The 13,006-nt window shown below is 63.3% G+C and carries 3 protein-coding genes; all 3 read right to left on the bottom strand.

Going from position 1 to position 13,006, the window contains the following annotated elements; all coding sequences use genetic code 11:
- Nucleotides 1-1,549, bottom strand: a 1,549-nt coding sequence (locus AC1KVG_RS21485) for a condensation domain-containing protein (protein ID WP_481095765.1), incomplete at its 3' end; no start/stop codon positions are given.
- 5 nt (nt 1,550-1,554) lie between these two features.
- Nucleotides 1,555-12,756: an amino acid adenylation domain-containing protein gene (locus tag AC1KVG_RS21480; RefSeq protein WP_481095764.1), complete on the bottom strand. Its 11,202-nt coding sequence runs from the start codon at nt 12,754-12,756 to the stop codon at nt 1,555-1,557.
- 1 nt (nt 12,757) lies between these two features.
- Nucleotides 12,758-13,006: phosphopantetheine-binding protein (locus AC1KVG_RS21475; RefSeq protein WP_481095763.1), on the bottom strand; the 249-nt coding region annotated here is incomplete at its 5' end.

The following is a 13,006-nucleotide window of genomic DNA, read 5'->3' as shown; positions in this document are numbered from 1 at the left end:
CCTGCGCCTGCGCGGGCGCATCCTGCCAGGACAGCATCGATACCTGCGATTCCGGGCGTTCGGCGATCTGCCGCAGTACTCCAGCATAGGCGTGCGCCATACGCTCGATGCTGCTGCGGTCGAACAAGTCTTCTTTCCAAGTCCAACTCAGATGCAGGCTCTCCTCGGATTCACTGACGGTAAGATCGAGGTCGAAACGCACGCGCTCCAAACCGCGCGCAACCGGCTCCAGCGTCAGTCCCGGCAGGTCCAGCGCCGTGCTCTGGTGGTTCTGCAGCACCAACTTGATCTGACAGATCGGATTGTGGGCAAGGCTGCGCTCCGGCCTGAGCGCGTCAATCAATAGGTCGAAAGGCAACTGCTGATGGGTGAAATCCTCCAACACTGCGTTTCGCACGCGCCCGATCAACGCCTCGCCCGTGGGGTCACCGGAAACGTCGATGCGGCATGCGATGGTGTTGATAAAGAAGCCGATCAACGGCTCGACTTGCTGATACGGACGCCCCGACACAGGCGTGCCGATCACGACGTCGTGGGTTCCACTCCAACGTGCGACCAGCAGCGCCAGCGCCGTCTGCAGCACCATAAACAAGGTTGCATCGCAATGCCGCGCCAGCCCACGGAGCGCCGCTGCCTCGGCGGGTGCGATCCTGGCCGACAGGCGCTGCGCGGAGGAACTCTGCTGCGTCGGGCGCGGCCGGTCCAACGGCAATGCATGTAGCGCTGGCGCACCCGCCAAGCGGCGCCGCCAATACTCCAGGTCCCGCTCGAAAGCGGCTTCACCGCGCACGCGGCGCTGCCAGTAGGCGTAATCGACGTACTGAACCGGAAGCGGCGGCAACTCGTGCTCGCCGCCGTCGCGGTAGGCCGCATACAACGCGGCAAACTCGCGAACCAGCACTCCCATCGACCAGCCGTCGCTGGCGATGTGATGCATGGTGAACAATACGACGTGGCGATCACTCGCCTCATGGATGAGGACGCAACGCAGCATCGGATCGGTATCGAGCAGGAAGCTGCGATCGACTTCCTCCTCGGCCAGTGCATGGATGCGACGCTCGCGCTGTTCGGAATCCAGCAGCGAAAGATCAAGCATCGCGATAGCGAGACCGCGAGGCGGGTCAATCACCTGCAGGGGTTGGCCAGCGCGTTCCTCGAAACGGGTGCGCAATACCGCATGGCGGACCACGACGGTGTCCAGGGCGCGCTGCAGCGCGCCGACGTCCAACTGCCCCGTCATGCGCAGAGCGACCGGAATGTTGTACTCGGCGCTTCCGCCCTGCAAGCGATCGATGAACCAAAGTCGCTGCTGCGGAAAGGACAGCGGATAGGCGTCCAGCGCGGGTGCTGGCTCAATCCTCTCAGCGGGGCCGTTCTGCTCGGCCGCGCGCTCCACGAACTCGAGCAACTGCACGCGATGATTGCGGATCAGTTCGGCGAGTTCGGCGGTGATTGCCCCCTTTGGCGCTGCCGTCTTGAGCCGCCCATCCGTCGCCGAAATGGCGATCCTGTTCTCGCGCAAGAGGTGCAATAGTTCAGCGATACCCATCCGTGTCACCACTCCGTTTCTTCGAGCGCTTCGTCATCGCGCTCGGGTTCGTTCGCACTCGCATCGGCCAGACCAGCGGTCAGGGCATCAATCAGCTGCGCTAGCAGCGCCACGCTCTGGTAGGCGAATACATCCTTGATCTTCAGGGTGAAGCCGAACTCCAACGCCACCTTCGACAGCATTCGCATTGCCAGCAGAGAATGTCCGCCCAGTTCGAAGAACCGATCCGTCGCACCGACCGCCTGCACGCCGAGCAACTGCTCCCAGATCGCAGCAAGCCGGCGCTCCGTGTCGGTCGCAGGCTCTACACGGGCCTGGTCTGCGATCCCCTCGGGCACCGGCAATGCACGACGATCCACCTTGCCATTAGCCGTCAACGGCAGCACAGGCACCACCATAAAGGCAGATGGCATCATGAAGTGCGGAAGATGACATTGCAGAAGTGCACGCACTTCCGCCACCAACGTGGCTTGCTCCGCATCGCCTACGGCAACATAAGCCACAAGCCGGCGATCTGCGCCGTCACCGACCGGGATCACCAGCGCGTTGGATACGCTGGGGTGGTCGCAAAGTCGCGCTTCGATCTCGGCTGGCTCGATGCGGAAGCCGCGCACCTTAACCTGCCGATCGGCGCGGCCCATGTACTGGATGCGACCATCGGCGCGCCAGCGCGCAAGATCGCCGCTGCGATAAAAGCGCCGGACCTGACCGTCATCGATCGGCAGCGTGACGAAGCGCTCGGCGGTCAGATCGGCGCGGCCGACATAGCCGCGGGCAAGACCATCGCCACCGATATAGAGTTCGCCCACCACGCCAATCGGCGCCGGTTGTCCCGCAGCATCTACAATCTGAAGCACGACGTTGTCGATTGGCAGGCCGATCGGCGGCAGCGACGGCCAGGCAGCGGGATTGCCGTCGAGCGCATGCTCGCTGACCACATGGCTCTCGGTGGGACCATACAGGTTGAGCAGCCTGCAGCCGCTGCGAGTAGCCCAGACACGCAGCGCGTTCGAGACAACCAGCTGCTCACCTGCAACCTGCAGCCACTTCAGATCAGGCAGCTCGATTCCGACCTCAAGCGCAGTCTGCGCGAAATGCTCGATCATCGCCGTGGGCAGGTATGCGCGCGCAACACGTTCGCTGCGCATGGTTTCCAGCAACCGCCGCGTGTCGAGACGATCGTCATCCCCGAGCAGTACCAACGGGCCGCCACTGAACAAGGCGCCGGCCACCTCGTAGAGCGACATATCAAAACCGATCGAGGCAAACTGCAGGCTCGGCGATGGCTCCGCGAGTGATGGATAGCGCGCCGCCATCGATGCCATCAGGTTGACGATGGTGCGATGGCTCAACTGCACGCCCTTCGGCTCGCCAGTTGACCCGGAGGTATGCATGACGAAGGCGAGATCGTCGATATCCACTCCTGCGTCCAAGCGTCCCGCGGGTCGATCCGAAGACGCCGGTTCCGAGTCGAGCAGCATCACCTCGATTCCGTCGAGCACACTGTCGCCCGTCAGCGCAGGCAGCGTCAGCACGCAGCGCACATCGCTGCCGCGCAGCATCGCCGCGATGCGTGCGGCCGGAGCGTCGATGTCGATAGGCAGATAGGCGGCGCCGGACTTGAGGATGCCAAGCAAGCCAACCACATAGCTCGGGCTGCGGTCCACGAAAAGCGCAACCGCCTGGCCGCGTCCGATGCCGTGCGACGCCAGATCCTGCGCTACACGGTTGGCACTGCGCTCCAGTTCTCCGTAACGCATCTGCTGCTCGCCATGGATCAGCGCGACGGCATCGGGATGGCGATCCGCGCGGGCTTCGAAGAGCCCGTGGATAGTCGCGTTCTGAGCGTATGCACGCACGGGTGCTTGCCATGCCGTTAGTAAGCGACGCTCCTGTGCATCCAGCAACGAGGGCGCCGCCGTGGAATCGGACGCTAGCGCCGGCAGCGAGGAAAGCACCGACGCGAAGTGTCCTGCCAGACGCGTCACGGTTGCATCGTCGAGCTGGTCGGCGCGGTAGCCCATGCGCACGCGCAAGCGCTCGTCCAACGTGGCGATCAGGGTCATGGTGTACTGCGTGCGGCGCTGACTCGCGGAAAACTCCACTTGCAGCGCTGGACTCATCGCCTCTGCCTCTGCCCCGACATTGATCGCGAGGTTCTCGAACACCAGCAGGCTGTCGAACAACGGCATGCCCGCCGGCACCCCCGACAGGCGCTGGATATCCGCCAACGGCAGATGGCCGTGGTCGCTGCAAGCTTGGAAATCGTGCTGCAGGGTGTGCAACGCATCAGCCAGGGCTAGGCCCGGCGAGAATGCGACCGACACCGGCACCGTGTTGATGAATAGGCCGACCATCTCCTCGATGCCGGCAACCTCCGGGCTGCGGCCGGAGATGGTGGCGCCGAACACCACCTGTGCAGCGCCACTGTAGCGATGCAGCAAATACGCCCAGGCCCACTGGACGACCGTGTTGGGCGTGACTCTGCAGCGCTGCGCGAGACGATGCAATGCAGCGGTCTCGGGCTGACCGAGTTCAAGCAGGTACTCGCGTGGAGCGGGGTCACCATCGAGATCATGGCGGAGCGCCGAGAGCGGCGCGCGCACCTCGACCTCGCCCAGCATCGCTTGCCAATGCATACGTGCGGACGCATCGTCCTGATGCTGCAGCCACTCAATGTAGCGCTCATAGGGTTGCGGATTGGGCAGCGCAGCCGCATAGCCCGCCACTTCGGCCCTGTACAAGGCGATCACATCGCGCTGGATCAACGGGCTGCTCCAGCCATCGACGATCGCATGGTGGGTCGTCCACAGGACGTGCGTGCAGTCGTCAGCCACGCGGAACATCGCCACGCGCATCAGCGGTGCTTGCTCGAAATCCAGTCCCTGCTCGCGGTCGCGCAGGTGGTAGGCCTCCAACCGCGCCTCCCGCTCACGTATCGGAAGCGATCGCCAGTCCTCTTCGTGCCATGGCAGCTCGGCCTGCGCGGACACCGCCTGGTACAACGTCTCCTCGTCATCAACCAGAGCGGTACGCAGGATGTCATGGCGGTTTACCACGCCCTGCCAAGCGCGGCGAAACGCGGCTGCGTCCAGTACGCCGTGGAACGTCAACGACGTTTGTACTACATAGGTCGACGGGTCGATCTGGCTCTCGAAGTGCAACCCAGCCTGCATCGGCGTAGCCGGATAGAGCCGTGTGAGCGATGGGTAGCGCCTGTTCCAGGCATCGAGCCGATCCTGACCGACGCTGGCCAACGGAAAATCGGAGGGAGTAAAACCGGAAGCGTCGCTCCGCAGGCAATGGGCGATCACGCGCGTCCAGCCTGCCGAGATCAAGTCGGCTAGCCGCTGCATGGTGGCCTCGTCGTACTGTTGGTCGCTGTAGTCCAGCACGAAGCTCAGGCATCCGCCGAATACCTTTCCGGACAAGCCGATCTGGTGCATGCGGCAGCGGCGGCCGGAGATCTTCTCGCCGACGCTTTCGATCGCAGGCTGGAATACGGTGTCATGGTTCAATACATTGTCAAACTGGCCGAGATAGTTGAACTCAAGCTCGGGCACATGCGTGTCGGAGGCAGTCAATTCCGCGTCGCGTGCGAGATAGCGAAGTGCGCCATAGCCAATGCCATTGTTCGGAATGGCCCGATACTGCTCCTTGATCACCTTGATCGTGGCACCAATCTCCGTCTGCAGCACGCTCAGAGTCAGTGGATAGACACTGGTGAACCAGCCCACCGTCGAGGTGGTGTCAAGATGGTCGAACAAGGACTCGCGACCGTGGCCTTCCAGACGGATGCGCAACGTGGTCTCCCCTGTCCAGGCGCGCATGCCCAGATAGACGCCGGCCAACAGCAGCTCGTTGATTCGGGTGCGGTAGGCCGCGTTGCAATGCTGCAGCAGGGCTTGCGTGTGTTCTTCATCCAGCCCGATCGCTAGCGTACGGGTGCTAGCGATCTGACCGAAACCGTCGATGCGGCGGTCTACAGGCAACAGCGGTGCCGCAACCTTGGCTTGGCTCAGCCAGAATCCGCGCTCGGCATGCAGCGCCTGCGATGTCGCGTAGTGCGACATCGCCTCGCTCCACTGCTGGAACGACGACGTCTTAGCATCGAGCATGACGGCTTGTCCGGCACGGCATTGCTCATAGGCTCGTTCGAGATCGGAAAGGAGGATGCGCCACGACACACCGTCGACGACGATGTGATGCACGATCAGGAGCAGTCGTCCCGGGCGGATGTCGTGCGACTGGAAATGCACTGCGCGCAGCAGTGGACCAGCGGCGAGATCGAATGCGCGTTGCCAATGTGTGCATCGCGCTGCAAGGCGCTCCTCAAAATCGGCGCCAGCCTCGGGCAGCGGCTCGACGATGCAGCTGTCGGCGATCATTACGGCATCCAGCGGCGAATGCGCTGCCCGCCACTGGCCCGCCTCTTGGCGGAAGCGTAGGCGCAGCGCGTCGTGGCGGCGATACAACGCCTCCACCACGGTCGGCAAGACGTCCATCGCATGATCCCGTGGCGTCATCAACAACACGGCTTGGTTGTAATGCTGGGGATCGCGCGATTCGGCGTCCAGGAACAGGCGATGGATGGGCAGCAGCGGCAAGTCGCCCTGTACAGACTCCTGCGGCGCGCTCACCAGCGACACGTCATTTGTAGCCGCCAGCTTGGCGAGTTCGGCCACGCTCTGTGCCTTAAAGAGCTGCTTGGTGGTGATTGCGATACCGGCCTGCTTGGCGCGAGACACAACCTGGATCGACAGGATCGAATCTCCACCGATCTCGAAGAAGTTGTCGTTTACGCCGATCTGCTCGACGCGCAGCACCTGCTGCCAAATCTCTGCCAGACGGATCTCGACCTCACCGCTTGGTGCCACGTAGACCTGTTGCGCCTCGTAATCGGGCTTTGGTAGCCGTCGCTTATCGACCTTGCCGTTGCTGGTCAGCGGGATGGCGGTCAGCAGCACGAAGGCCGACGGCACCATGTAATCCGGTACGCGTGCCTTCATGTGCTCACGCAATGTCCTGGCCAGCAGCGCCTCCTCGTCGCTGCCGATGTCCTGGTCGCAGACCACGTACGCCGCGAGGCGGGGATCGCCGGTGTCCTCCCGCACCACTGCCACCGCTTCGCGCACACTGAAGTGCGCAAGCAGATGGGTTTCGACTTCGCCAAGCTCGATGCGAAAACCGCGGACCTTGACCTGATCGTCGACACGGCCGAGAAACTGAAGCTCGCCAGCGCTGTTCCAGCGTACGAGATCGCCGGTGCGGTAGAGTCGGCCCTCGCCATCGGGATTCGGAACGAAGCGTTCGGCGCTCAGCGCGGGCAGCCCCAGATAGCCGATCGCCAAGCCCGTACCGCCGAGCCACAGTTCTCCCGCGACCCCTACCGGTTGCGGCTGGCCGACCGCGTTGACGACCCGTAGTTCCACATTAGGAAGCGCGCGGCCAAGCATGATCGGCCTGCCCGGTAATACATCGGCGTGCGTGGCGGCCACGGTAGCCTCGGAGGGCCCGTAGGAATTCACCACGTGGCAGCGCTCTGCCCAGCGCCATGCCAGACCTTCCTCGCAGGCCTCGCCGGCAACGATCAGCACCCGCAGCGCGTAGTCGCGGTCCATTGGCACCTGCGCCAGCAGCGCCGGCGGGATCCAGCCGTGGGTGATCCGCTCGGAAACCAAGAACGCGGCCAAGCGTTGAGCCGACTTGCGGTCGTCGTCGCGGCAGATATGCAGGCTGCCGCCGCTGGCTAGCGCCATCAGCCACTCGAAGACCGCGCCGTCGAAGCAGATGGAAGCAAAGGTCATCACGCGGCTGTCCGTGTCCAGAGCGAACGCCTGCCGCTGGTAGGCGGCAAGGTTGACCATGCCGCGATGGGCGATGAGAACCCCCTTGGGTACGCCGGTGGATCCGGACGTGAATATGGTATAGGCCGCGTCATCCGCTTCGACATCGACCTCCTCCGCGGTCGGATTGTCACCGCTGCAGCCGGAGAGCAACAGCTTACGGAACTGCCCATCCAGTGGCAGCACCGTGCGCTCGCCGAGGAGTGGCAAGGTCTCAAGGACGCATTGCTGAGTCAGCACCAGTTCCACGCCAGCAGTGCTCAGCATCGCTTCTAGCCGCTCCTGCGGATAGGCGGGATCCATTGGTACGTAGGCGGCACCAGCCTTGAGGATGCCGAGCAATCCGACCAGCATTTCTGGCGAACGTTCTACGCATAGGCCGACTTGGTGGCCACGGCCCACGCCCTGCCCCCGCAGCCAATGCGCTACTTGGTTGGCAGCAGTGTTCAATTCCGCATAGCAAAGGCGTTGGCCCTCCGACGCTACCGCCAGGGCCTGCGGAGTCTGTGCGGCGTGAGCCTCGAACAGGTGGTGCGCGCAACCCGGGGGCAATGCTTCCACTTCCGGCCCCGACCACGCTTCGAGGTTCGCGACGTCTGGCGGTGGCAGCAGCGGCAGCGTCATGACCGGTTGGTCCGGCGCCTGCGCAATGCTATCGAGCAATACAGCAAAGCTGTCGGCCAGGCGCTCGATGCTGCCGGCATCGAACAGACTGGTGGCGTAGATCCAGCGCGTATGCAGTTCTCCGTCGATTTCGAACACGTGCAATTCGATGTCGAAGCGCGCCACCGGATCGCCATCGTCGACGTGCGACAGCGCCAACCCCGGCAATTCCAGCCGCGCGTCCTCCAGATTGTGCAATGTGAAGCTGATCTGGGCCAAAGGTGCATGATTGAGGCTGCGCTCGGGCTTGAGCTCATCGACCAGCATGTCGAACGGCACCGCTTGGTGTGCGAACGCGTCGAGCGTGGAACGCCGCACTTGATCGAGTAGTCCACGGAAGCAGTCATTACCGGACAGGTCGGTGCGCAGGATCAGGCTGTTGATGAAAAAGCCCACCAACGGTTCCAGCTCGCGGCGGGTGCGCCCCGCCGACGGGGAGGCGATCGCGATGTCGTGTTCTCCGCTCCAACGCGAGATCAGCAAGGCAAACGCGGCCCGCAGCAGCATGAACATGCTGGCGTTCTGACGGATGCATAGTTCATTCAGTGTCTGCGACAGCACCGCATTGACCCGGCGCTCCACCGCTGCACCAGCGTAGTCCTGAACCGAGGGTCGCGCACGATCCATCGGAAATCCGTGAACACGGGGCAAATCGCCAAGCTGTTGCTTCCAATAAGCCAGCTGGGGCCTCAATGCCTCCGGCGACAGCACACGCCGCTGCCAATACACAAAGTCGCCGTATTGGATTGCCAGCGGCGGCAGGGCGACGCTGGCGCCGTTGCGCAGTCCTGCATACAAGCGGGCGAAGTCGCGGACCAGCACCCCGGTGGACCAGCCGTCCGAGGCAATGTGGTGCATGGTCAGACCCAAGACATGCTCGTCCTCGGCCATCCGCACCAGTAGCACACGCAGCATCGGGTCGGTCGCAAGGTCGAAAGGCACCGAAACTTCGTCGGCGACAAGCTTCGTCATCTGCGCCTCGCGCAAGTCCTGCGGCACCTTCGCTAGATCGAACGTACGCAACCGCACCGGCATCGGAGGATCGACGATCTGCGAAGCCACTCCCGCGACCGCCACGAACCGACTGCGCAACGTTTCGTGGCGAGCGACGATTGCATCCAGCGCGCCTTGCAAGGCATCGCGGTCGAGCGCGCCGGTCAGGCGTAACGCCGACGAGATATGGTACTGACGGCTGCCACCGCCGAACTGGTCGATGAACCAGAGCCGCTGTTGCCCGTAAGAAAGCGGAAGGACGCCGTGATGCGGAACACGTTCGATCGGCAGATAGTCCGCATCCGATTGCGCATCGATGTGCGCGGCCAATTCGCGCACGGTCGGATATTCGAACATGCTGCGTACCGGCACGCGCCGACGCAAGCGTTCGGCGATCTCGCCGACCACGCGTGTGGCCAGTAACGAATGTCCGCCGATACGGAAGAAGTGGTCGTCGATACCGATCGTATCCAGTTGAAGCAGACGTCGCCAGGTCTCCAGTAAGACCATTTCAGTCGAGGTCCTCGCGGCGGCGAAGGCCTCTTTTTCGAAATCTTCGCCGACCGGCGCGGGCAGCCCGGTGCGGTCCACCTTTCCGTTTGCTGTCAGCGGCAGCGCGCCCAGCAGCACATAGGCCGCCGGCAACATGTAGTCCGGCAGGCTGCCGCGCGCAGCCGCGCGCAGATCATGGACGTATCGATAACGCCAGCGCTCGAGCTCGCTTTCGTCTTGCCCACCGGCAGGTCCCGCCTCGCTGGGCACTACATAGGCAACAAGCCGCTTCGTGCCCGCGTTGTCGGCATGCACCATCACGCAGGCGCTCTCCACTGCGGCATGTGCGAGCAAGTTGGCCTCGATCTCGCCCGGCTCGATGCGAAAACCGTTGAGCTTGACCTGGCCATCCGCGCGACCGATGAACTCCAGTTCGCCGTCGCGCCTCCAGCGCACCATATCGCCGCTGCGGTACATCCGGCCCTCGCCGGAGAACGGATTGGGCACAAATGTCGCACAGGTCAATGCATCCTGATTCAGATAGCCATCGGCGACGCCAGCGCCAGCGATGTACAGCTCGCCAATGACACCATCCGGCACCGGTTGCCCGTGCGCGTCAAGCACGTAGAGCATGGTGTTCTGGATCGGGCGGCCGATCGGTACCGCCTCGGTGCCTGCGATGTCCTCGTGCGGTTGCGAAAGGAAGATGCTGCAGCCAACAGTCGTCTCGGTCGGTCCGTATTCGTTCGCCACGACCGCGTTCGGCAGCACCCGCGCGCGGAAACGCTCGAGCACGCGTACCGCCAATTGTTCGCCGCCGACCACCAGCACGTGGCGTGTATTCGAGACCGGCTGCCGCGACAGGTGGGCAAGCGCGTCCAGATGCGCCGGAGTCAGCTTGAAGAGCATCGGTTGCGAACGCGTCGCGTACTCCAGAAGTTGCTCCAGGGAAAGCTCGGCCTCGTCGTCAAGCAGGCAGCTAGGCAAGCCGGCAAACCATGGTGCGATCAGGGTCGTCACCGTGGCGTCGAATGCGAACGGCGTCGCGACCACGCCACCGCCGATGTCGCCACTAAAGTACTGGCGTGCGGCATAGTCCAGATAGTTCATCAGCGCACGATGCGGTACCGCGACGCCCTTGGGCTGTCCGGTCGAACCTGAGGTGTACAAGACATAGGCGACGGCGTTCGCATCGACCGGCACATCGGGCGGGCTCTCAGGCTGCGCTTCCAGCATGGGCCCGACTAGGTCCATCGGTATCGCCTCGCTGTCGCCAAAGTACAGCGCGTCCCACAGTTCCGAGTGCGTAAGCACCAGTTGGATGCTGGCGTCCTCGATCATGTGCAACAGCCGGCTCTCGGGCGTTTCCGGCGCCATCGGCACGTAGGCGCCGCCAGCCTTGAGCACCGCGAGCAGTGCCACGGGCAGATCGAGCGACCGTCGCAGGCAGATGCCGACCCGGTCGCCCGGCCGCACGCCGCGTTCGACTAGATAATGCGCAAGGCGGTTGGCTACGCACTCCAGCGTCAGTAAATCCAGTTCCCCGTCGGCAGCGACCACCGCCGGTAGATCGGGGCGGGCGGCGGCCATTGCGGACAGGCAGGCGTGGACGCATCCGGTGTGCATCGGGACCACGTCTGTATGGTTGCGCTCGAGCATGCGCAAGCGCTGGGCGTCATCCAGCAAAGGCAGATCCGCCACCGCGCAACCAGGCGTCTGCAGCCCCGCGGCGAGGAGCACGCAGAAATTCGATGCCAGCTGCGCGATCATGCCTGCGTCGAACAGTGTCGTGTTGTAGGAAATGCCCAGTTGCATGCGGTCGCCGTCGTCGGCGACGTTGAATTCCATGTCGAACTGGTTGGTGCTGTCTGCCTGCTCCAGTGAGTCGACTTGCAGATCCGGCAAGACGATGTCACGCGCTACGCCGCTGTGGTAAGAGAACAATAGTTGGAACAGCGGGCTGTAGCTGAGACTGCGCTCGGGATTGATCGCGTCGACCAATAACTCGAACGGCATGGTCTGCCGGCTGAAAGCGTCAAGAACGTCGCGCTTGCTGGCGTTGACGTAGCTGTGGAAGTCCTGCGCCGGATCGATGCGGGTGCGTAGCACTAGCGTGTTGATGAAGAAGCCAACCAGATGTTCGAGGTCCGGATGCACGCGCCCGGAGACGGGCGTGCCTACCGCCACATCGTATTCGCCGCCCATCCTCCCCAGCAGCAGCGCGAATGCGGCATGCATCAGCACGAAAGGCGTCATGCCTCTTGTAATGCACCAGGCGCGCGCTTGGTGCACGGTCGCTTCCGGCACCTGCATGCGCAGCATGCCACCTTCGAAGCGCTGCTGCGCCGGCCTTGGCCACGACAGCGGCAACGCATGCACCGGAGGCAGTCCAGCTAGCCGCGCCATCCACCACGACAGTTGCGTCTCCAGCGCTTGTCCTGTCAATTTCTCGCGCTGCCATGCGGCGTAATCCCGGTACTGGATCGGCAGTGGCGGCAGCGGATTCTCGCCATGAGCATGAAAGGCGGCATACAGTCGGCAGAATTCATCAACCAGCACATCTTTCGACCAGCCGTCGGATGCAATGTGGTGGGTTACGAACAGCACCACATATTCGTCGCTGCTCACGCGCAGCACCATCACTCGCAGCAGTAGCGGATCGCCGAGGTCGAAACTGCATGCTGACTCGGCGCGACTGTGTTCGGCTACCGCCTCCCAGCGTGCCTGTTCTGGCAAGGCATCCAGCTCCACCAGGGGCACCGGTACCGGGCCTGCGGCAGCGGGTAATTGCAAGACCTCGCCTTTGTCGTCCTGGATGAAGCGGGTGCGCAGGGTTTCGTGTCTGGCGACGATCGTGTCGATCGTGCGGCGCAGCGCCTCCATGTCCAGCGCACCGCGCAGCACCAGATTGATATTGATGTTGTACTGGGAACTTCCCCCCTCAAGCTGATGGATGAACCATAGCCGCTGCTGGGCGAAGGACAGCGGCGTAGGCGCTGCACGGTCGGCAATCGGCACGATCGGCGTCGTTTGCCTGATCTCTCCCTCTGTTCCGGCCAGGAAGCCGATCAGTTCATCGCGGTGGGCGCGGATCAGCGCCACGGTTTCCGAATCGGAAATTGGGGCGTCGGAGCGAGTCTTGAGCTTGCCGTCTTCCAGGTAGGGGAAGATACCAAGCTCGTTCAAGGTCCGGACAACGGTCAGGATCGTCATATCACCACTCCGTTTCCACATGGTTGCTTTGTTCCATCACCCTTTCGCGATTGCTCTTGCGCAACCGTTCTGCATCGATCAATGCGGCCACGCTGCGGATGTCGGAACGCTCGAAAAGCAGGCGGATTGACACTTCAATCTCCATGCGCCGCTGAACCGCATTGATCAGTCGTGTCGCTAGCAACGAATGGCCGCCGAGGTCGAAAAAGCTGGCGGTGACGCTGATGTCTTCGTATCCGAGGACTTCGCT

The organism is Xanthomonas sp. NCPPB 3959, from assembly GCF_056675575.1.
The sequence above is the reverse complement of the archived record's forward strand: the minus strand, read 5'-3'. Positions and strand labels throughout refer to the sequence as shown.

What these genes read in the sequence shown, in the direction of transcription:
- AC1KVG_RS21480 (WP_481095764.1), bottom strand. Translation starts at nt 12,756, where the DNA reads ATGACGATCCTGACCGTTGTCCGGACCTTGAACGAGCTTGGTATCTTC.